This is a genomic window from Streptomyces sp. NPDC003943, from assembly GCF_053605265.1.
Genome location: NZ_JBSGIW010000029.1, coordinates 22983 through 43179, shown reverse-complemented (window position 1 = coordinate 43179; position 20197 = coordinate 22983). Strand labels below are relative to the sequence as shown.

General features: G+C 74.8%; 21 protein-coding genes. 12 read left to right on the top strand and 9 right to left on the bottom strand.

Translation table 11 applies throughout. The features are described 5' to 3' along the window. Positions 1-39: 39 nt before the first annotated feature. The gene (locus tag ACWEV0_RS14965) at positions 40-549 is read left to right on the top strand and encodes a MarR family winged helix-turn-helix transcriptional regulator (protein ID WP_453149698.1); all 510 of its coding nucleotides are present in this window, start codon (positions 40-42) and stop codon (positions 547-549) included. An 18-nt stretch (positions 550-567) separates the two neighbouring features. Here the strand turns inward: ACWEV0_RS14965 and ACWEV0_RS14960 are convergent, their stop codons facing one another. The 4 genes from ACWEV0_RS14960 to ACWEV0_RS14945 form a co-directional block, all read right to left on the bottom strand. Further along, a complete protein-coding gene (locus ACWEV0_RS14960) occupies positions 568-1641 on the bottom strand; it encodes an aminotransferase class V-fold PLP-dependent enzyme (protein ID WP_453149697.1) in 1074 nt (357 codons plus the stop codon). A gap of 96 nt (positions 1642-1737) precedes the next feature. Next, entirely contained in the window at positions 1738-2433 is a 696-nt protein-coding gene (locus ACWEV0_RS14955) for a DsbA family oxidoreductase (protein ID WP_453149696.1), read from the bottom strand. 77 nt (positions 2434-2510) lie between these two features. Continuing rightward, entirely contained in the window at positions 2511-3014 is a 504-nt protein-coding gene (locus tag ACWEV0_RS14950; RefSeq protein ID WP_453149695.1) for a GNAT family N-acetyltransferase, read from the bottom strand. A 4-nt stretch (positions 3015-3018) separates the two neighbouring features. Then, entirely contained in the window at positions 3019-3999 is a 981-nt protein-coding gene (locus tag ACWEV0_RS14945; RefSeq protein ID WP_453149694.1) for a GlxA family transcriptional regulator, read from the bottom strand. Positions 4000-4069: 70 nt separating this feature from the next. On the opposite strand from ACWEV0_RS14945, the gene ACWEV0_RS14940 reads away from it, so the two are divergent. Beyond that, complete coding sequence (locus ACWEV0_RS14940) at positions 4070-5467, top strand: MFS transporter (protein WP_453149693.1); 1398 nt, start codon at positions 4070-4072, stop codon at positions 5465-5467. Between the two features lie 20 nt (positions 5468-5487). Here ACWEV0_RS14940 and ACWEV0_RS14935 read toward each other — a convergent pair whose 3' ends face one another. Beyond that, entirely contained in the window at positions 5488-6411 is a 924-nt protein-coding gene (locus tag ACWEV0_RS14935; protein WP_453149692.1) for an AraC family transcriptional regulator, read from the bottom strand. A 90-nt stretch (positions 6412-6501) separates the two neighbouring features. Between ACWEV0_RS14935 and ACWEV0_RS14930 the strand changes: the two genes are divergently transcribed. Then, positions 6502-7509 carry a zinc-dependent alcohol dehydrogenase family protein gene (locus tag ACWEV0_RS14930; RefSeq protein WP_453149691.1) on the top strand — a complete coding sequence of 336 codons (1008 nt, stop codon included), beginning with the start codon at positions 6502-6504 and terminating at the stop codon, positions 7507-7509. 20 nt (positions 7510-7529) lie between these two features. Here the strand turns inward: ACWEV0_RS14930 and ACWEV0_RS14925 are convergent, their stop codons facing one another. Next, positions 7530-9056 carry an aldehyde dehydrogenase (NADP(+)) gene (locus ACWEV0_RS14925; RefSeq protein ID WP_453149690.1) on the bottom strand — a complete coding sequence of 509 codons (1527 nt, stop codon included), beginning with the start codon at positions 9054-9056 and terminating at the stop codon, positions 7530-7532. Positions 9057-9177: 121 nt separating this feature from the next. On the opposite strand from ACWEV0_RS14925, the gene ACWEV0_RS14920 reads away from it, so the two are divergent. The 6 genes from ACWEV0_RS14920 (at position 9178) to ACWEV0_RS14895 (ending at position 15200) form a co-directional block, all read left to right on the top strand. After that, complete coding sequence (locus ACWEV0_RS14920) at positions 9178-9948, top strand: IclR family transcriptional regulator (protein WP_453149689.1); 771 nt, start codon at positions 9178-9180, stop codon at positions 9946-9948. Positions 9949-10040: 92 nt separating this feature from the next. Then, the gene (locus tag ACWEV0_RS14915) at positions 10041-11039 is read left to right on the top strand and encodes a hypothetical protein (protein WP_453149688.1); all 999 of its coding nucleotides are present in this window, start codon (positions 10041-10043) and stop codon (positions 11037-11039) included. Beyond that, positions 11039-12310 (top strand): sensor histidine kinase, encoded by a 1272-nt coding sequence (locus tag ACWEV0_RS14910; protein WP_453149727.1) that lies wholly within the window; start codon positions 11039-11041, stop codon positions 12308-12310. The genes ACWEV0_RS14915 and ACWEV0_RS14910 overlap by 1 nt, the downstream gene beginning before the upstream one ends. Positions 12311-12396: 86 nt before the next feature. Continuing rightward, complete coding sequence (locus ACWEV0_RS14905; protein ID WP_453149726.1) at positions 12397-13083, top strand: response regulator; 687 nt, start codon at positions 12397-12399, stop codon at positions 13081-13083. Between the two features lie 96 nt (positions 13084-13179). Then, on the top strand, positions 13180-14628 hold the full coding sequence (locus ACWEV0_RS14900; protein WP_453149687.1) for a peptidoglycan D,D-transpeptidase FtsI family protein: 1449 nt from the start codon (positions 13180-13182) through the stop codon (positions 14626-14628). A gap of 182 nt (positions 14629-14810) precedes the next feature. Next, positions 14811-15200, top strand: coding sequence for a hypothetical protein (locus ACWEV0_RS14895; protein ID WP_453149725.1), 390 nt, complete (start codon positions 14811-14813; stop codon positions 15198-15200). Here ACWEV0_RS14895 and ACWEV0_RS14890 read toward each other — a convergent pair. Then, positions 15190-15792 carry a TetR/AcrR family transcriptional regulator gene (locus ACWEV0_RS14890; protein WP_453149686.1) on the bottom strand — a complete coding sequence of 201 codons (603 nt, stop codon included), beginning with the start codon at positions 15790-15792 and terminating at the stop codon, positions 15190-15192. The genes ACWEV0_RS14895 and ACWEV0_RS14890 overlap by 11 nt on opposite strands. Positions 15793-15846: 54 nt before the next feature. Between ACWEV0_RS14890 and ACWEV0_RS14885 the strand changes: the two genes are divergently transcribed. Beyond that, the gene (locus tag ACWEV0_RS14885) at positions 15847-16764 is read left to right on the top strand and encodes a DUF2867 domain-containing protein (protein ID WP_453149685.1); all 918 of its coding nucleotides are present in this window, start codon (positions 15847-15849) and stop codon (positions 16762-16764) included. Positions 16765-16767: 3 nt separating this feature from the next. Here the strand turns inward: ACWEV0_RS14885 and ACWEV0_RS14880 are convergent, their stop codons facing one another. Then, a complete protein-coding gene (locus tag ACWEV0_RS14880) occupies positions 16768-17229 on the bottom strand; it encodes a MarR family winged helix-turn-helix transcriptional regulator (protein WP_453149684.1) in 462 nt (153 codons plus the stop codon). A 92-nt stretch (positions 17230-17321) separates the two neighbouring features. Between ACWEV0_RS14880 and ACWEV0_RS14875 the strand changes: the two genes are divergently transcribed. Both ACWEV0_RS14875 and ACWEV0_RS14870 read left to right on the top strand, forming a co-directional pair. Beyond that, positions 17322-17750 carry a VOC family protein gene (locus tag ACWEV0_RS14875; protein ID WP_453149683.1) on the top strand — a complete coding sequence of 143 codons (429 nt, stop codon included), beginning with the start codon at positions 17322-17324 and terminating at the stop codon, positions 17748-17750. Positions 17751-17821: 71 nt separating this feature from the next. After that, positions 17822-19066, top strand: a complete 1245-nt coding sequence (locus ACWEV0_RS14870) for an MFS transporter (protein ID WP_453149682.1) — start codon at positions 17822-17824, stop codon at positions 19064-19066. 174 nt (positions 19067-19240) lie between these two features. On the opposite strand, the gene ACWEV0_RS14865 is transcribed toward ACWEV0_RS14870, so the two are convergent. Further along, on the bottom strand, positions 19241-20179 hold the full coding sequence (locus ACWEV0_RS14865; protein WP_453149681.1) for an AraC family transcriptional regulator: 939 nt from the start codon (positions 20177-20179) through the stop codon (positions 19241-19243). Between the last annotated feature and the right edge of the window lie 18 nt (positions 20180-20197).

The window sequence follows — 20197 nt, the reverse complement described above, 5'->3', positions numbered from 1 at the left end:
ATATTCTCTGGAGGAGAGAACCCGCCCGAGGAGCCGAACATGCCCGGAACCGACCCCGTCTGTACCGTCCCGGCGGACCGGCTGCCGTCCGCCGCCCGCGGCGGCCCGGTCAGCCACGCCCTGTCCCGGGTGGCCCGGCTGCACCGGATCGCGGCCGGCCGGCTGCTCAAGGAGCTGGGCCTGCACCCCGGGCAGGAGTTCCTGATGATGGCGCTGTGGGACTGCGGTCCGGCCCGCCAGTCCGTACTGATCGAGCGGCTCGGGCTCGACCCGTCGACGGTCACCAAGATGCTCCAGCGCCTGGAGCAGTGCGGCTTCGTGCACCGCCGGCCCGACCCCGACGACCGGCGGGCCGTGCTCGTCGAGCCGACGGAGAAGGGCGAGGAGCTGCGCGCCGCCGTCGAGGGCGTCTGGCGCGACCTGGAGGAGCGCTCCCTGGCCGGCCTCGGCTCCGCCGAGCGCGCGGACCTCTCCCGGCTGCTCGCCCACCTGGAGGAGAACCTGTGCCCGGAGGCCGGCGAGTGCGCGGAGCCGGGGAAGGCCCGCTAGCCGGCCCCGGGGCGGGCCCTAGGCGGCGATGACCTCCAGGGCCCGGTCGACGTCCGCCGCGGAGTTGTAGAGGTGGAACGAGGCCCGCAGATTGCCCGCGCGGGCCGAGAGCAGCACCCCGGCCCCGCGGAGCGCTTCGGCCCGGTCGCCGAGGCCGGGGACGCCGACGACGGTCGACTCGTCCGGGACCGGGGCGTGGCCGAGCGCGGTGAGCCCGGCGCGGAAGCGGGCGGCGAGGGCCTTGTTGTGGGCCTCGATCCGCTCGATGCCGATCTCCTCCAGGAGGGCGAGCGACCGCGCCGCGCCGTGGTACGACATGAAGGCCGGGGGTTCGTCGAACCGCTTGGCGGAGCGGGCCAGTTCACGCACCGGGCCGTAGCTGTTGACCCACCGCTCCTCGCCGGTGACCCAGCCCGCGTGGATCGGCAGCAGCGCGTCCTGCGCCTCCTCGGTGACGGTGAGGAAGGACGCCCCGCGCGGGCAGAGCAGGTACTTGTAGCCGGCGGAGACGGTGAAGTCCCACTCCCCGGCGTGCATCGGCAGCCAGCCGGCCGACTGGGTGGCATCGAAGAGGGTACGGGCGCCGTGCGCGGCCGCCGCGGCGCGGATCGCGGCGAAGTCGGCGGTCCGGCCGTCCTTCGACTGCACGGCGGAGAAGGCGACGAGCGCGGTCTCCGGCCGCACCGACTCGGCGAGCCGCTCAAGGGGCACGAAGCGGGTCTTGAGGTCGCCGCGGATCGTGAACGGGGTGACGACGGAGGAGAACTCGTCCTCCGGGAAGAGGATCTCCGCCCCGGCCGGCATGGACTGCGCCACCATGCCGACGTGGACGGAGACCGAGCTGCCGACCGCGACCCGGTCGGAGGTGACGTGGGCGAGCCGGGCGAAGGCGGCCCGCGCCTCGTCGACGATGTCGAAGCTGCCGGCGCCGTCGGCGCGGCCGGCCGCGGTCTCCTCGGCGAGGAGGGTGACGGCCTCGATGGTGCGGCGGGGCAGCAGCCCGCAGGCGGAGGTGTTGAGATAGGTCCGCGTGGGCGCGAACTCGGCGCCGCCGAGCGGGGCCAGGGCGTCTGTGCTCTCCAGGGGGTCCATGGTCCCAGCCTGGATTCCCCGCGATCTCACGTCAATTGGCAAAAATCGCGGGGAATCCCCAAGCACTGCTTATGCGCGCTGCTCAGCGGCGTCGCCTCAGCAGTTGCCGCCGTCGACGTCGCAGGCGGCGGCGTCGCCGCCGACCGGCTGCAGCGCGCGGCCGGCCCATGCCTGCTCCAGGGCCTGGGTGAAGACCTCGGCGGGCTGGCCGCCGGAGACCCCGTACTTCCGGTCGAGGACGAAGAACGGCACGCCGTTGGCGCCCAGTTCGGCCGCCTCGCGCTCGTCGGCCCGTACGGCGTCGGCGTACGCGGTCTCGTCGGCGAGCACCGCGCGCACCTCGGTCTCGTCGAGCCCGGCCTCGACGGCGAGGGCCACCAGGGTCTCCGGGTCGAAGACGGAGCGCTCCTCGGCGAAGTTGGCGCGGTAGGCGAGGTCCAGGAGCTCGTTCTGCCGGCCGCGGTCCTTCGCCAGGTGCAGCAGGCGGTGGATGTCGAAGGTGTTGCCGTGGTCGCGGCCCTCGGCCCGGTACCCGAGGCCCTCCGCCTGGGCGTTGGAGGCCACGTGCGCCTCCATGGCGCGGGCCTCGTCGAGCGTCCGCCCGTACTTCTGCGCCAGCATGTCCAGGACCAGCGCGGTGTCGCCCTTGGCGCGGTGCGGGTCGAGCTCGAAGGAGCGGTGCACGACCTCGATCTCGTCACGGTGGGCGAAGGCCGCGAGGCCCTTCTCGAAGCGGGCCTTGCCGATGTAGCACCAGGGGCAGGCGATGTCGCTCCAGATCTCGACGCGCATGGTGGTGTTCTCTCCTGGACGGTGGACGACGGTGCGGGCGGGGTGTTCCGTGACGGGAACGCCCCGCCGCGCCGCTTTCATTCCGCCGCGGGCGCGAGTGTGAGCCGGAGCACCAGATGGGCACCGGAGCGCGGGGTGTCCGGATCCGGGATCCAGCCGTGGGCGGCGTAGAAGGACTGGGCGCGGTGGTTGTGCTCGTACACCTCCAGGCGGGCCGTGCTGACGGCGGCCGCGCGCCAGGCTGCGGCGCAGGCGGCGTGGAGGGCGGTGCCGATGCCGGCGCGCCAGCGGGCGGGGCGGACGTGGAGCTGGCTGAGGTTCATGATCCCGTCGCGGATCCCGTACGCGGCGATGCCGGCGATCTCGCCACCGGCGCCGCCGACGCGGGCGACCAGGACCCGGCCCTCGTCGATCGCGCCCGCCCAGCCCGCGCGGGTGCGGGCCAGCTCCTCGGGGCCCTCGAAGTCGGCGTCCGGGATGTGGCCGCGGTAGTAGGTGGCGCGGGCCTCGGCGTGGAGGTCGGTGACGGCGTCGAGATCCGTGGATACCGCGTACTGGATACGAATATGGGATTCGATCATGCTCTCAGGACGCGCCGGTCAGTGACGCGGTTCCGGCCAGCCTGCTGAAGGAGGCCCGGTACGCGCTCGGTGTCAGCCCGGTCCGGCGCAGCAGATGCTGCCGCAGCGAGTCCGCCGTGCCGAGCCCGCACGCCCGCGCCACCTGGTCCATGGGCAGCGAGGTGGTCTCCAGGAGTTCCCTGGCCCGCTCGACGCGCTGGTGGAGCAGCCACTGGAGCGGGCTGACCCCGGTCTCGGCGTGGAAACGGCGGGAGAGGGTGCGCACGGAGACGCCGGCGTGCCGGGCCAGGTCGGTGAGGGTGAGCGGCTCGTCGAGGTGGGCCATGGCCCACGCCCGGGTCTCGGTGAAGGAGACCCCGCGCTCGGGCGGCAGCGGCGTCTGGGTGAACTGGGCCTGGCCGCCGGGCCGTACGGGCGCGACGAGGGCGAGCCGGGCCACCTGGTTGGCGACGGCGGCGCCGTGGTCGGTGCGGATGATGTGCAGGCACAGGTCGATGCCGGCGGCGTAGCCGGAGGAGGTGAGCAGCGGGCCGTCCTGGACGAAGAGCACGTCGTCCTGGAGGTCGACGGCCGGGTGCCGTTCGGCGAGCAGCCCGCTGTAGGCCCAGTAGGTGGTGGCCCGGCGTCCGTCGAGGAGTCCGGCGGCGGCGAGCGCGAAGGCGCCGGTGCAGATGGAGGCGATCCGCTTGCCGTCGGCGGCGGCCCGGCGCAGCACGTCGAGGATGCGCGGGTCGGGGTCCGCGTACTGGCCGGTCCCCGCCAGGATCACGGTGTCGGCGGCGTCCACCGCGTCGAGGCCGTGCGGAATGTGCAGGTCGAGGGCGCCGGACGTGGTGACGGGTCCGGGGTCGGTGGTGCAGATGACCGTCTCGTAGCCGGGTCCGCCGTCGACCTCGACCTTGGCGAAGAGCATCTCCGGGATGGCGAGGTTGAACATCGAGACGGGCGGGGCGGCGATGACGGCGACGCGCCGGACAGCGGACATGGCCAGAACCTCCGGTCATATGGCATTCAGGCCACTACTCTACGGCCCCGGAGATCACGAGGCTGAGGGCATGACCTCAACCGACCTCTCCCCGGCCCCCGTTGACGCCCCTGCGGCCTCCTCCTCCCGTCCCGCCCCGCACCGCGGCCCCCGACCCGGTCCCCGCCCCGGCCCCGCGCTGGCCGCCGCCATGCTGGGCTTCGCCCTCATCACCCTCGACACCTCCGTCGTCAACGTCGCCCTGCCCGCGATCGGCGCCGACCTGCGGGCGGGGATGAGCGGACTGCAGTGGGTCGTCGACTCCTACACGCTCGCCTTCGCCGCGCTGCTGCTGTCCAGCGGCGCGCTCGCCGACCGGATCGGCGCGAGCCGGGCCTACGGCGTCGGGGTCGTCGTCTTCACCCTCGCCTCCGCCGCCTGCGGCCTGGCGCCCGGCCTGCCGACGCTGCTCGCGGCCCGTACGGTGCAGGGCGTGGCGGCCGCCGTGATGCTGCCGGCCTCGCTCGCGCTCGTACGGGAGGCGTACGGCGATCCCGCGCGGCGGGCCCGCGCCGTGTCGCTGTGGGCGGCGGGCGGCACGGTCGCCGTCGCGCTCGGCCCGGTCGCGGGCGGCGCGCTGACCACGGCGTGGAGCTGGCGGGCGATCTTCTTCATCAACCTGCCGCTCGGCCTGCTCGCGCTCGCCCTGCTCACCCGCGTCGCCCGCTCGGCGCGCCGCCCCGCCCCGCTCGACCTGCCCGGCCAGCTGACGGCCGTGGTGGCGCTCGCGGCGCTGACCTTCGCGGCGATCGAGGGCGGTACGGAGGCGTGGTGGGCGCTGGGGGTCGCGGCGGTCTTCTTCGCCGCGTTCCTGCTGATCGAGGCGCGGCGGAAGCACCCGATGGTGCCGCTGGGCCTGTTCCGCGACACCACCGTGCTGGTGGCGGTGACGGCGGGCGCGGCCAACACCATCGCGTTCTACGGCATGGTCTTCGTCTTCAGCCTCTTCTTCCAGCAGGTCCTCGGGCTCTCCGCGCTGGGCGCGGGCCTGATGTTCCTGCCGATGACCGGACTGCTCGCCGGTGTGAACGTGCTCTCGGCGAAGGTCGCGGCCCGGTACGGCGCCCGGCTGCCGATCGTCGTCGGCCAGGTCGTCTCGGTGGCCGGGCTGCTCGGCCTGCTCGTGGTCGACGCGGACACCCCGCGGGTGGCACAGGCGCTGCTGCTGGTGCCGCTGGCGCTGGGCTGCGGCTTCGCGCTGCCGCCGCTGATCGCCTCGATGCTGGAGGCCGTCCCGGCCGAGCGCGCGGGCACGGCGGCGGGCCTCCTGAACGCGATCCGGCAGACGGCGGGCGCGCTGGCCGTCGCGGTCTTCGGCTCCTTCGCCGCCGCGGGCGTGGCCGGCGCCCTGCGCACCTCGCTCCTGATCAGCGCGGGTCTGCTGACGCTGACCGCGCTCGCCTCGCTGAAGCTCCCCCGCCGCCGGTGACCGGCCGCCGCACCTTCGGCTCACGACGCCTTCCGGTACTGGCCCGGCGCCACCCCGTACTCCCGCTTGAACGCCTTGGCGAAGGCGAACTCCGAGGCGTAGCCGGAGCGTTGAGCGACCACTCGCAGCGGCAGGTCGTCGGCGCGGAGCCGCCGCCCGGCGGTCGTCATCCGCCACCAGGTGAGGTACGCGAGCGGGGGCCGGCCCACCAGGGCGGTGAAGCGGCGGGCGAAGGCGGCGCGGGAGAGGCCGCCGAGGGCGCCGAGCTCCTCGACCGTCCAGGAGCGGGCTGGGTCGCCGTGCAGGGCGCGCAGCGCGGCGGCGACGGCCGGGTCGGCGAGGGCGGCGGACCAACCGGTGGAGCGGTCGGCGCGCTCGGCCAGCCACCAGGTGCGCAGCAGGTAGAGCAGCAGGGTGTCGAGGAGCGCGGGCACGACGGCGTCGGAGCCGGGCTGCGGCTCGGCGAGCTCGGCGCCGAGCAGGTCGACGGCGGCGCGGAGCCGCGGGTGGGCGCCGACCCGGGCGGGGATGTGGACGTACGGGGGCAGCTCGGTGAGCAGCGGATGGGCGCGGGTGCGGTTCAACTGGTAGGCGCCGCAGAGGAGCAGGGTCTCCTCGGCGCCGACCGGCCCGCGGTCGGGCGGCGTGGGCCAGGAGCCGTCGGGCGCGGGCACGGCGTCCACGAGCGGGGTGTCGGGCCGGTCGGCGAGGCCGTGGCCGGTGCCGTGGGCGAGCAGGACGACGTCCCCGGGGCCGAGCCGGACGGGCGCTCCGTCGCCCGGGCCCTCCGGGGGCAGCAGCCAGGCGGTGCCCTGGAGGACGACGTGGAAACCGGCGCCCTTGCTCATGGGGAAGCGGATGCCCCAGGGCGCGAAGCGGACGGTGCGGGAGGAGTGAGGGCGGCCGGTGCGCATGGCGGCGATGGCATCGCTCAGTACGTCCATGCCCCGCACCGTACCGCCCGAGACGATCGGACATGGTCGGAAGCCGGTCGGACATGGATCGTCTCGCCGGCCGTGCCTAGCTTCGAACGCATGGGAAATGACACGCAGGAGATGAGGACCAGGGCGGTTCTCTTCCACGAGCTGGGCGGGCCCGAGGTGCTGACCGTCGAGGAGACCTCGCTGCCGGCGCCCGGGCCGGGCGAGGTGCGGGTGCGGGTGGCGGCGATCGGGCTCAACCGGGCCGAGGCGCTGTTCCGTTCGGGCGGCTACTACTACCAGCCGACGCTGCCGGGTTCGCGGCTGGGTTACGAGGCGGCGGGCGTCGTCGAGGATGTCGGCGAGGGCGTCACGGCGTACGCGCCGGGCGACCCGGTGATGGCGGCGGCCAACTTCGACTTCGGGGTGCACGGGGTGTACGCGGAGCGCGTGGTGCTGCGCGAGGAGTACCTGGTGCCGCGTCCCACGGGGGTGGACGCGGTGGCCGGGGCGGCGGCCTGGCTCGCGTACTCGACGGCGTACGGCGGCATGGTGGAGGCGGGCGGGCTCCGCCCCGGCGCCCATGTGGTGATCACGGGCGCGTCCAGCGGGGTAGGCACGGCCGCGATCCAGACGGCGCTGCGGATCGGCGCGGTCCCGATCGCCGCCACCCGTGGCGCGGCCAAGAGCGAGCGGCTGCTCGCGCTCGGCGCCCCGCACGTGGTCGCCACCGACGAGCAGGACCTGATCGCCGAGGTGCGCCGGATCACCGGCGGCGAGGGCGCCGACGTGGTCTTCGACCCGGTCGGCGGGCCCGGTTTCGCGCGGCTCGGCGGTGCGCTGCGCCCGGAGGGCACGGCGGTGCTCTACGGCTGGCTGGACGCGCGGCCCGCCGAGGTGCCGATGCAGTGGCCGCTGACCGTGCGCGGCTATGCGAACGGCGCGGTCGTGCGGTCGGCGGAGGGGCGCGCCCGGATGGCCGGGTTCATCGGCTCCGGGCTGCGCGACGGCTCGCTGGCACCGGTGATCGCCGAGACCTTCGAGGGCCTGGAGGCGCTGCCGGACGCGCACCGGCTGCTGGAGTCCAACACCCACACCGGCAAGATCGTGGTGCGGGTGTGAGGCACCTCCCGGGCCTGTGATCAGTCCCGGAGCTCCGGCGGGAGCAGGTGCCGCGGGGCCGACTGGTACGTGACCGGGCGCAGCCAGCGCTCGATCGCCGTGCCGCCGACCGAGGTGAACGGTGAGGTGGTGGCCGGGTAGGGGCCGCCGTGGTGCTGGGCGTCGGCCACGGCCACGCCGGTCGGCCAGCCGTTGACGAGGATCCGCCCGGCCAGCGGGGTGAGTTCGGCGAGCAGGGAGGCGGCGTCGGGATCGGCCGGACCGTCGGCGTCCGGATCGGCGTCGGCGTCGGCGTCGGCGTCGGCCGGGCCTTCGGCCATCTGCAGGGTGGCGGTGAGGTTGCCGGGCAGGAGGGCGAGGACCGCGCCGATCTCCGCGCGCGACGCGTACCGCGCGACGACCGTCACCGGCCCGAAGCACTCCTCGAGGAGGGCCCCGTGGCCGCCCTCGGGCAGCAGGCCCGCGGCCACCATGAGGACTCCGGCGCTGACCGTGTGCTCGCCGCCCGCGCCGGGCGTGACGGGCGCGGTGACACCGGGGAGCGCGGCCCGTTCCCGTACGCCGTCGACGAAGGCGTCGCGCATCCGGTGGTCCAGCATCACGCCGGGCTCGGTCTCGCTGACGGCCGCGGTGAGCGCGGCCACCAAGCGGTCGCCCGCCGGGCCCGCCGGAGCGAGCACGAAGCCCGGCTTCGTGCAGAACTGGCCCTGTCCCTGGGTCATGGAGGCGGCGAGCCCGGCGCCGATCTCCTCGGCGCGCGTCCCGGCGGCGGCCTCGGTGATCACCACCGGGTTGAGCGAGCCGAGTTCGCCGTGGAAGGGGATGGGTACGGGGCGGGCGGCGGCCGCGTCGTGGAGCGCGCGCCCGCCGCGCACCGAGCCGGTGAAGCCGGCGGCGGCGACCAGCGGGTGGCGGATGAGTTCCACTCCCGCGTCGAAGCCGTGCACGAGGGAGACGACGTCCTCCGGGAGCCCGGCCTTGGCGGCGGCCCGGCGCAGCAGGGCGACGCACAACTCGGAGGTGGCCGGGTGGTCCGGGTGCGCCTTGACGACCACGGGGCAGCCTGCGGCGAGCGCGCTGGCGGTGTCGCCGCCGGGGACGGAGAAGGCCAGCGGGAAGTTGCTCGCGGAGTAGACGGCGACGACGCCGAGCGGGATCTTCATGCGCCGCAGGTCGGGCGTGGGCGGCGTGGTGGTGGCATCGGGCCGGGAGATCCGCACGTCGAGGAAGGCGCCCTCGTCGACGATGTCGGCGAAGAAGCGCAACTGTGCGGTGGTGCGGGCCAGTTCTCCGGTGAGCCGGACCGGGCCGAGCGCGGTCTCGGCGTCGGCGGCCTCGACGACCGAGTCCCGGGCCTCGTCGAGGAGGTCGGCCGCGGTGCGCAGCAGCAGGGCGCGCGCGGGGCGGGCGGCGAGCGCGCCGAGGGTGGCGTGCGCGGCCCGTACGACCCGGTCGAGCTCCTCGCCGTCGGCCGTCACCGCGACCTGTTCGCGCGGCTTCCCCGTCCTCGGGTCCACGCTCCACACTGGTTCCGCCGTCGCCACCACGCCACGCACCTCGTTCGCTATTCTGAACAACGTCCCAGTAGGTGAATATGCCAGGGACTCTAGAGACGGCCGAGCCGTCTCCACAAGGGGCTTGTCCCCGACGGCCTGAGGGGGCGAAGGGATGCCGGGCAGCGACACGGGCGGGGGCCAGGTCAAGTCCGCGGTGCGGACGGTGGAGTTGCTGGAGTGGCTGGCCGGCCGGCCCGGCATGCACTCGCTCGCGACCGTCCAGGAGGCCGTCGGCTACCCCAAGTCCAGCCTCTACATGCTGCTGCGCACCCTGGTCGAGCTCGGCTGGGTGGAGACGGACGCGACCGGCACCCGGTACGGCATCGGGGTGCGGGCGCTGCTCGTCGGCACGTCGTACGTGGACGGCGACGAGGTGGTGGCCGCCGCCGGGCCCACCCTCGACCGGCTCTCCGACGACACCACCGAGACCATCCATCTGGCGCGGCTCGACGGCACCGACGTGGTCTACCTGGCGACCCGTCAGTCCCGGCACCATCTGCGGCCGTCCACCCGCGTCGGCCGCCGGCTGCCCGCCCACTCCACCGCGCTCGGCAAGGCGCTGCTCGCCACCCTCGGCGACGAGCAGGTGCGCAGGCTGCTGCCGGAGGCGCTGCCCGCGGTCACCGAGCACACGGTCACCGACCGCGAGCGGCTGATCGAGGAGCTCCGGGGCATCCGCGAGCAGGGGTACGCGGTGGACCGCGAGGAGAGCACCCTCGGCCTGCGCTGCTTCGGCATCGCGATCCCCTACCGCTCCCCCGCCCGCGACGCGATCAGCTGCTCGGTGCCGGTGGCCCGGCTGACGCCCGAGCGCGAACGGGCCGTCAAGGGCGCGCTGTTCGAGGCCCGCGACCGGCTCGCCCTCGCGACCCGCCGTCTCTAGTCCCTAAGGGTCGGGCCTCTCCCCCGTGCGGCGGAGGCGGTTCGCCGTACGGCAGGACGTGCCGGGCCCGGTGCGGGCGCGAGGGTGAGGGCATGACGACAACCACCGCACCCACCGCCCCCACCGGCCCCGCCGGGCCCCTCCGCCCGGCGCTGCGCGTCCTCGCCATGGGCGCCTGCCTCCCGTACATGGCCCTGAAAGCGGCCTGGGTGGCCGGCAGTCGCGTCGGCATCCCCGACGGCAGCGTGCTGCTCGCGCATCCGACGCTGATGGGCGTCGCCAACTCCCTCACGCTGCTCGCCGACGCCGTCGTGGTGCTGCTCGCCCTGCTGCTGACCCGGCCGTGGGGCACGCGGGTGCGGGCCTGGCTGCTCGCCTTCCCGATGTGGGCGGCGACCGGGCTGCTCGCCCCGATCATGGCGGGGTACCCGGGCCAGCTGATCGCCGCCCTCTTCGGCGGCTCCGGGCCCGTGTCGACCGGGGCCGCCAAGGAGCCCTTCCTCGACGCGTGGGTCTTCCCCGTCGTGTACGGCGGGTTCATCGTCCAGGGCCTCGCCCTCGGAACCCTCTTCGCCCTGTACGCCCGCGACCGCTGGAGCCGTGTCTGGGCCGGGCGGCTCGGCGAGCTGCCCGGGCGGCTCATGGGCCCGGGCCTCCGGTCCGTCGCCGTGGCCGGGGCCGTACTGGCGCTCGTACCGGCCGTGCTGCACGCCCTGTGGGCCTGCGGCGTGACCGCCGGCCTCTCGCCCGCGCTCGCGGCGGAGTACGACAGCGACAAGGCGACCGTCGACGTCGTACGGGCCCTGTTCCTCGTCCTCGCCGCCGCGGGCACCGTGTGCCTGGTCTGGCGGCGGCCCGCCGGGCTGCGGCTGCGGACGGCGCTCGCCGTGTCCTGGGTGGCATCCGGCGCGGCGGGGTGCTGGGGCGCGTTCATGACGCTGGTCGCGCTGCTGCCGGTGACGGATGCGGAGAAGGAGCCGACGGGCCAGATGATCACCGCCTACGCTGGCGAGATGATCACCGGATTTTTGCTGGCCGGCTGCCTGGCCGTGGTCCTCACCCGCCGTGGCCGCCGGGGCGCGGCGGCGTGATCCGAGCCGTGCAGGCCCTGTTCGGACAGCGGGCCCGGCGGCGCTGGCTCCATCTGATCCTGGGCGGCGCCCTGTTCATGCCGTACTGGCTGGTCGGCACCGTCGTCGTCGGCCCGCTCACCGGCGGCGGCGGGCTGTTCACCGGCGGCCTCAGCGTGCAGTTCGGGGCGTACGCGGTCGGGCTGCCGCTCGCCGCCGTCACCGCGCTCTTCCCGCTGGCCCGGCCGATGTCGGTGGCGGCGGCGCGGGCGCTGTGCGGGGTGGAGGCCGGGCGGTTCGCGGACGGCCCGGCGCGCGGCCCGAGCGCGCGGGCGCGCACGGCCGGCTGGTTCACGCTGCACCTGGGCGCGGGCGCGCTGCTCAGCGGGGCCAGCCTGGCGCTGCCGCCGTTCGCGGTGTCCGTGGCGGCGCTGCCGTTCTCGGCGGAGCTCCGCGACTCCGCGACCAGCCAGCTCTGGCACATGGACCAGGAGTGGCTGGTCTGGGCCGGGCTGCCGCTCGGGCTCCTGATGCTCCTGGCGCTCGCCGCGACGGCGGCCGGGACGGGTGCGCTGCTCGCCGCCGCCGCGCCCCGGCTGCTCGGCCCGAGTCCGGCCGACCGGCTGGCCGCGGCGGAGCGCCGGTCCGCCGAACTGGCCGTGCGCAACCGGCTCGCCCGCGAGCTGCACGACTCCGTCGGGCACGCGCTCAGCGCCGTCACCCTGCAGGCCGGGGCGGCCCGCCGGGTGCTCGACGCGGGCACGCCCGATCTGGACTTCGTACGGGAGGCGCTCACCGCCATCGAGGAGACCACCCGGCGCACGGTCGGCGAACTCGACGCCGTACTCGGCCTGTTGCGCAGCGGCGAGGACGACGGCACGCTGCCGGCGCCCGGCCTGGAGGCGCTCGACGCGCTCGTCCGGGGCGCGGGCGCGGGCACGGGCGGCGCGCGGGTGGCGCTGACGGTGCGCGGGGAGCTGGCCGGACTGCCGGAGGCGGTGTCGCGGGAGGCGTACCGGATCGTGCAGGAGGGGCTGACCAACGCCGTGCGCCACGCGCGCGAGGAGACGGTGACGGCGCGGATCGCGCTGTCGGGGGACGAACTGGAGATCACCATGGAGAATCCGCTGCCCGACGGCGGCCGCACCGCCCCGGTGGCCCGCCCGGACGGCGGGCGCGGGCTGCGCGGCGTCGCCGAGCGCGCCCGGCTGCTCGGCGGCACGGCCGAGGCCGGCCCGGTGGACGGCGTGTGGCGACTGGCGGCCCGGCTGCCGGTGGGAGGCACGCGATGACGGGCGGGACGACGGGCGGGACGACGGGCGGGACGACGGGCGGGATGACGGGCGACGTGGCGGGCGGCGGGATGACGGGCGGCGGGATGACGGGGGAAGCGACGACCGGGACGGCGGGCGCGCCGATCCGGGTGGTGGTCGCCGACGACGAGCGGATGGTGCGGACGGCGCTGCGGGTGATCCTGGACGCGGAGCCGGACCTCACGGTCGTCGGCGAGGCGGCGACCGGCGCCGAGGCGGTGTCGGTGGTGCGGGAGCTGCGGCCGGACGTGGTCCTGATGGACGTGCGGATGCCGGAGATCGACGGGATCCGGGCCACCGAGCAGATCCTCGCGGGGCTCCCCGACGGCCCCCGGATCGTGGTCGTCACCACCTTCGAGAACGACGCCTATGTGTACGAGGCGCTGCGCGTCGGCGCCGCCGGCTTCCTGCTGAAGCGGGCCGCGCCGGAGGAGCTGGTGAGCGCGGTCCGGCTGGTCGCCCGCACCGACTCGCTGCTCTACCCGGCGGCGGTGCGGGGCCTCGCCGCCGAGCACGCCCGCCGCAGTCCGCCGGCCGCGCCGCCCTGGGCGGCCCGGCTCACCGACCGGGAGGCGGAGGTGCTGCGGCACATGGCGAAGGGCCTGACGAACGCGGAGATCGCCGGCCTGCTGGGCGTGGGCGCGGCGACGGTGAAGACGCACGTGGCCGCCGTCCTCGCGAAGACGCGCACCCGGGACCGTACGCAGGCGGTGATCGCGGCGTACGAGTCGGGGTTCATCACGCCGGGGTGAGGGCCGGGGACGGTGCGTGCACCCTACATGAAGGTTCCCTGAGAAACCGGACAGATCCGGAACGCCGCCCCGCCACCCGTTCGTCCCGCATTCGGGATGAACAAGACGATCAGGCGCGCCTCGGTCTTCGCGCTGCTCCTGGTGCTGGCCCTGCTCGGCCGGGCCACCTGGGTGCAGGGGTACGAAGGCAAGGCCCTCGCGAACGACAAGAAGAACCGGCGGAAGACCATCGCGCAGTACGCGCAGCCGCTGGGCAACATCGTCGTGGCCGGTTCGCCGGTCACCGGCTCGAAGCGGACGGAGGGCGGCGACCTCGCGTACAAGCGCGACTACACCGACGGCAGGCTCTACGCGGCCGTCACCGGCTACAGCTCCCAGGCGTACGGGGCGACCCAGCTGGAGGGCATCTACGCGGACGTCCTCGACGGCACCGACTCCCGGCTGAAGAACCCGGTCGACGCGCTGACCCGCAAGCAGGCGGAGCCGGGCACGGTCCTCACGACCATCGACCCGGCCGTGCAGAAGGCCGGGTACAAGGCGCTCGGCAACAAGAAGGGCGCCGCCGTCGCCATCGACCCGAAGACCGGCCGGATCCTCGGCATGGTCTCCACTCCGTCGTACGACCCGTCGAAGATCGCCGGGCTCACGGACGGCAAGGAGTGGCAGCGGCTGATGGCGGACGAGGACAAGCCGCTGGTCAACCGGGCGCTGCGGCAGCCGCTGCCGCCGGGCTCCACGTTCAAGCTGGTCGTCGCGGCGGCGGCGCTGGAGGACGGGCTGTACGGCTCCGTGGACACGGCGACCGACAGCCCGAACCCGTACACGCTGCCCGGCACCCGGACCGTGCTGCCCAACGAGAACGCGTCGGCGCCGTGCGAGAACGCGACGATCCGCACCGCGCTGCGCTACTCCTGCAACAACGTCTTCGGGAAGATGGCCGTCGACCTGGGCCAGGACAAGGTGAAGGCGATGGCGGAGAAGTTCGGCTTCAACGACAAGGAGCTGGACGTGCCCGTACGGGCCTACGCCAGCGTGTACCCGTCGGGCATGGACAAGGCGCAGACCGGGCTGACCGGCATCGGCCAGTTCGACGTGACGGCCACGCCGCTGCAGATGGCCATGGTGTCGGCGGCCATCGCCAACGACGGGCTCATGGCCGCGCCCCACATGGTGTCGCAGGTCGTCGACTCCGACGGCGACCCGCTCCAGACGTACGAGGACGGCGACACCCGGCGGATCATGTCGTCCGGGACGGCGGAGCAGCTGCGCAGCGCGATGCGGACGGTGGTCGAGGAGGGCACCGGATCGAACGCGTCGATCGCCGGGATGGAGGTCGGCGGCAAGACCGGCACGGCCCAGCACGGCGAGAACAACAGCAAGACGCCGTACGCCTGGTTCACCTCGTACGCGAAGGACCCGGCCACCGGCAAGGAGGTCGCCGTCGCGGTCATGATCGAGGACTCGGGCGCGGCGCGCTCGGAGGTCAGCGGCAACGGTCTGGCGGCGCCGGTGGCGCAGAAGATGATGAAGGCCGCGCTGAAGTGACGGGCCGCGGTGGCAGGCTGAAGTGACGGGCTGAAGTGACGTAAAAGTGGGGGCCGATGAGGGATCGGCCCCCACCGCACGGTATGCAGGTGTCCTGTCCATGCCCCGCGCATATGTTCGCGACACCTCATGTCCCCGGAGGACCCGCCGTGCGTCTGCCCCGTTCCCTGTCCGGCTGGACCATGGCCGTCTTCGGCGTGCTGGCCGCGGCCCTCGGCGTGGTGGGCCTGGTCTCGCCCGACACCACGATCCGCCTCATGGGCCTGACGCCGGTGTCCGAGGCGAGCCGCGCGGCCGACGACCACACCCTCCTCTTCCTGACCGCCTCCTCCATGGCGGCGCTCAACATGGGCGTCTACTACGTCCTCGCCGCCCTCGCCGACTGGAAGTCCTTCTTCCGCTGGACGGTCCCCTTCCGCCTCCTCACCTGCACCGTCTTCACCCTCGCGGTCCTCACCGACCGCGCCCCGTCCGGCTTCCTGGGTGTGGGCCTCTGGGAGGGCACGGGCGCGCTGGTGACGGGCGCGGCACTGTGGTTCGAGTCGCGCCGGGCGGCGCGCGTCACGGCCTGAGCAGCGCGGCGAGCACCGAGGCCGGGTAGGCCGGGTCCTTCGGGACCGTGTCCGGGGCCGCGTGGGCGAGTTGGGCGTGGCCGAGGTAGCTGGTGTAGGCGAGGAAGCCGCGGCGGCGGGCTTCGGCGGGTGGGAAGCCGAGCAGTTCGAAGAGGTGGGCGAGGTAGCCGACCCGGCGTTCGGTGACGCGGGCGAGCGCGGCCGCGACGGCGGGGTGGTCGGCGGCGGCGAAGAGGCGGACCTCCAGGGGGTCCTCGGCGGCCAGTGCGGTCGCGCCGCGCAGGAGTGCGGCGAGGCGGGCCTCGGGGTCGGGTTCGGCGGCCTCCATGGCCGTGATGATCCGCTCGGTGGACAGCTCCTCCCAGCGGTTCAGGGCCGCGGTGACGAGCGCGTCCCGGTTGGCGAAGTGCCAGTAGAAGCTGCCCTTGGTGGCGCCCAGGCGGGCCGCGAGGGGTTCGACGGCGACACCCCCGAGCCCGCGTTCGCCGAGCGCGGCGAGGGCCGCGTCCGCCCAGTCGTCCGCGGTCAGGCGCCTGCGGCCGGCTCGGTCGCCTCGGCCGCCTTCTTCCTTGGGGTCCCGATGCTCTCGCATGTCTCCGTACGCTACCGTACGGTTGAACATACGCTCCCGTATGGAGGTGCCGTCATGCGCGCTGCACGCACGCTGAGCAACGTCCACCAGAGGATCGTCCGGGCCCCGGCCGAGGTCGTCGGAGCCCTCGTCGACCGGCTCTCCGCGCCGGACGACCCCCTGTTCCCCACCCCGGTCTGGCCCGCCATGGTCCTGGACCGCCCGCTCGGCGTCGGCGCCGACGGCGGGCACGGCATGGTGCGCTACCGGGTGACCGCCCACGAGCCGGGGCGCTCGGTCCGCTTCGACATGACGGACGGCGGCCTCGGCGAGGGCTACCACCGGGTCGACGTGGAGCCGCTCGGCCCGGACCGCTGCCGGATCTCCCACGCGCTCGAAGTGACCATGCCCCCGGCCGCGTTCGCCTTCTTCAAGCTGGCGATCGAGCCCGTGCACGACGCCATGGTCGAGGAGATCTTCGACAACGCGGAACGGGCCGCGCTCGGCGTCCTGCCCCACCCGCCGGCCCGCCGCCCACCCCGGGCGCTGCTCGTCAACCGGCTCTTCTGGACCCGGCCGAGGGCCGTACCCGTGCCGGGCCCCGACACCGCGCGCCTGCTCCACGAGGCCGCCCCGCACCCCGACTTCGCCGACGCCTGGCGGATGCCGCTGGGCCCCGGCATGGACCGCGACCCGCGCGCCTGGCGGCACGTCCTGCCGTTCCCCGTCCAGGGCTCCGGCCACCGCGAGCTGATGCTCGGCCGGGACGCCTCCCACCTGGACTTCCGCTCCTCGGTCCTGGTCGACGAGGACTCGGTGACCCTGGCCACCGCCGTACGAATCCACAACGCCCGCGGCCGGCTGTACTTCGCCGTGGCGCGGCGCCTCCACCCGTACGCGGTCCGGCTGATGCTCTGGCGCGCGCACCGGCGCGTGGCGTACGCGACCCCGCCCGCCGGGGAGCGCAACCGCGCGACGCAGCCCGCCGCGTAGCACTCAGCCCGCCGTCAGCCCCTGCTGGACGCGGAGCAGCAGCTCCTGCAGGACCTGGCGCTCCTGCGCGTCGAGCGGGGCGAGCACCTCGTCCTGGACGGCGCGGGCCTCGGCGTCGAGCTCCGCGAGGAGGGCGCGGCCGGCGGGGGCGAGCGTGACGGAGACGCGCCGGCGGTCGCGCGGGTCGCGCGCCCGGTCCGCGTACCCCGCGGCGGCGAGGTGGTCGACCACCTTCGCCATGTCGCTCGGGTCGACGCCGAGCCGCAGGACGAGATCGCGCTGGGCGTGCGGCCCGAAGTCGGCGAGGGCGGCGAGCACCGCCATGTCCCAGAGCCGCAGCCCGCGTTCGGCGAGGCGTTCGGCCAGCCGGCCGCGGGCCGTCTTGCCCACGCGCGAGAGCAGATAGGTGGTCAGGCCGAGGAGGGTCGGCGGGGCGGGCGGGGCGGTGGCGGGCTCGGAAACCATGGGACGGAGTCTAGGGTGCGTCCCTATAGTGGGTGTCCACCCACTATTTCAGGGTGCGCTCGTTCGCGCCCCGTCGTGCCCAGGAGCCGTTCGTGGATGCCCTCGCCCCCTACCCCCGTCTGCTCGTCACCCGTTTCTCCGCCTGCTTCCGCTTCTACGACGCCGTCCTGCCGGAGCTGTCCGGCGCCGCCCTCGACAAGGGCACGCCGGACGGCCCCTACGCCAACTGGGAGGCGGAGGGCGGCCGGCCCGTGCTCGCGCTGTTCGACCGCGGCGCGATGGCCGCCGCCCTCGGCACGGCGGCGCTGCCCGCCCGGCCCGAACAGCCCGCCCAGGACGCGGCGATGCTGGTGTTCGTGGTCGACGACGTCGACGAGCGCTTCGCCCACTGCCTGGACCACGGCGGCAGCCCGGTCCTCGCCCCGGCCGACCGCCCCGAGTGGGGCCCCGGCCTGCGCAGCGCCCATCTGCGGGACCCCGACGGGCAGCTGATCGAGCTGCAGTCCTACGGAACGCCGTAGGACCGGATTCCGGACCGGATTAGGGCAGGTGACCGATCCGGCGCGGGCACCTCAGACGCCAGCCTGCCGACATGCGTGTTCCTCTCTCCGTACCTCTCTATCTGACAGCCGTGCTCGTGTCCGCCTTCGGCACGACGGCGATGTGGCTCGTCTCCGGCATCTGGGTCAAGTCGCTCACCGGCTCCGACAGCCTGGCCGCCCTCACCGCCTTCGCCCTGTGGGCGCCCGCGCTGCTCGGGCCGCTGCTCGGCTCGCTCGTCGACCGGGTGCGCCGGCGGCCGCTGCTCGTCGCCGTGAACCTGGCGATGGCGGCGCTGCTGCCCCTGCTGATCTGGGTGGACCGGCCCGGGCGGGTGTGGCTGCTGTTCGTCGTGCTCCTGGCGTACGGGACACAGGGCGCCGTCCACGAGGCGGCGGAGGCCGCGCTCGCGGCGGGCGCGCTCGACCCGGAGCGGCTCGGGGAGCTCAACGGGCTGCGGATGACCGTCAACGAGGCGATGAAGCTGCTCGCCCCGCTCGTCGCGGCCGGGCTCTTCGCCCGCTTCGGCGGCGGTCCCGTCGCCGTCCTGGACGCGGTCACCTTCGCCCTGGCGGCCGGCGTGTTCGCCCTCCTGCGGGTGCGGGAGGAGCCGCCCGCGCCGGAGCGGCGGCCCCGGGTCGCCGACGGCGCACGGCTGCTGTGGAAGTCGCCGCTCCTGCGGCTGCTCGTCGCCGCGGGCGGCTTCACCATGCTGCTCGCGGGCCTGAACGGGGCCGCGATCTACGCGGTCGTCGACCGGGGTCTCGGCCACTCCCCGGCGTACGCGGGCGTCCTCTACGCGGTGCAGGGCGCCGGGTCCGTCGCGGCCGGCCTCACCGCGGGGCCGTTGCTGCGGCGTCTTCCGGAGCGGGCCCTCGCGGCGGCCGGCCTCGGGCTCTTCGCCCTGGGCGCGGCGGGACGGGCACTGCCGTACGACACGACCGCCTGGGCCGCGAGCGTGCTCGTCGGCGTGGGCCTGCCGTGGGTCCTGATCGCCGCGCTGACGGCCGTCCAGCGGAACGTTCCGGCGGAGGCCGTGGGCCGGGCGGCGGGGACCGCGAACACCCTGGTCTTCGTGCCGAACGCGGTGGCCATCGCGCTCGGCGCGGGCCTGCTGGCGGTGGTGGACGTACGGGTGCTGCTGCCGGTCCTCGGGGCGGCGGGGCTCGCCGGTGCGGCGCTGCTGGCGCTGGCGAAGCCGGGAGAGGAAAGCACAGGCCCGGCCGGACAATGCGGGGGAGCCGGCCGGGGCCCGGGTCGACGCATGCTCGGAGGCACGCGGACGAACCGACGATAGGACGCGGTCAAGATCGTCGCGAGCCGCGAAGCGCGGCCGCTGTCCACAAAACGCGACGCATTCGATCCTGAGTGGTCATCGAACGCGACGGAATCGGTCACGACTGGCCGCGCGAACTACCGATCCGGTCACGCCGGGGTCGCGCTGCCGGTCACGACCCCCGACCACGACCCGTCAGCCGCGCAGGGTGCGCGAGGGCGACTCGCCGAACCGGGCGCGGTACTGCGCCGCGAACCGGCCCGGGTGGGTGAAGCCCCAGCGCCAGGCCACCTCGCCGACGGCCAGCCCGTCCGGGTCGCCCGTGCGCAGCTCCTCGTGGACCCGGTCAAGGCGCACCTCGCGCACGTACGCCATCGGGGACATCCCCACGTGCTCGCGGAACGACTCCTGGAGCCGGCGCACGCTGACGCGGGCGACACCGGCCAGCTCGGTGGTGGTGAAGGGGTGCTCGGGACGGGCCCGCACCGCGTCCATCACCCGCTTGACGGGCGCGGGCCTGGCCGGGCCGGCGGGACGGTCCAGCTCGTCGCGCCAGGGGTGGTCGGCGGCGAGCAGCAGGCCGTTGAGCAGCGCCTCCTGGAGCGGGCGGGCGACCAGCTCGTGGGTGGCGAGGCCGTGGCCGGCGAGCGCCCCGGCCGCCACCTGCCGGGCGAAGGTCACCCAGCTGAGTCCGGGGCCGCGGGTGATGTCGAGCCCGGGGCCGAAGGTGAGCCGGGCGCCCGGCGGGCGCCCGAGCAGCGCCTCCAGACGCTCTTCGAGGGCCGCCGCGCCGATCTTGACCGAGAGCGAACGGCAGTCCCCGGTCCACCGGTCGAGGAAGGTGTCGCCCGACGGGTCGAGCAGCATCGCCTCCTCAGGGGTGGCCAGCAGGCGGCGCCCGCTCCTGCCCTGGCGCACCTCCATGGTCCCGCTCATCGGCGCGTTGAGGTGGAACGCGCCCAGCTCGCCGAAGCGCATCCGCACGTCCGCGCCGCAGCTCAGGTCGCCGATCATCAGCGGCCCGAGGGCGACGGTGTCGAAGCGCGCGGCGAAGGGACGTCCCTCGCGCGCGTCGATGACATCCATGAAGTTGGCGTAATAGCGCGCCTCGATCTCCTCGCGCGCCTCGTCCACGTCCCGTGTCCGAAAAGA